Genomic DNA, 394 nt, shown 5'->3' with positions numbered 1-394 from the left:
GCAACACGGGAACGCCAGACAAAAAAAGGACTGAGCTTTCAATGGCTCTCTTTCCGTAAGATAGCGTCAGGGATACAAGAGATCTTCAATGCGTCAACGTTAAACACCTATGCGCAATCAACCTCAGCCTTCTTTAGTGAGTATCAACCGGACCTGGCCCCTAATTAAAAAGACACGTTCGTCTCCGCGAAGGCGGAGGGATCAGCACGTCTGAACCTTAGCCTACCCTGCTCTATCTCTCATTTTTCTGGTTTCTCCCAACAGGTTATTCAGGGTTATCTTGCGCACGCAGTCTCATTCGGAAGGGATTTCTCTATTCACGGTTTTTTATAAGAAAGGCCGTGCAAGAAAGGAAGGATAAAAAAGACCGCTACAATGGCCATCAATAAGGGGC

Origin of the sequence: Vibrio sp. 10N.222.55.B11, from assembly GCF_041473705.1 — a bacterium.
GTDB classification, from domain to species: Bacteria; Pseudomonadota; Gammaproteobacteria; order Enterobacterales; family Vibrionaceae; genus Vibrio; species Vibrio crassostreae_C.
The sequence above is the reverse complement of the archived record's forward strand: the minus strand, read 5'-3'. Positions refer to the sequence as shown.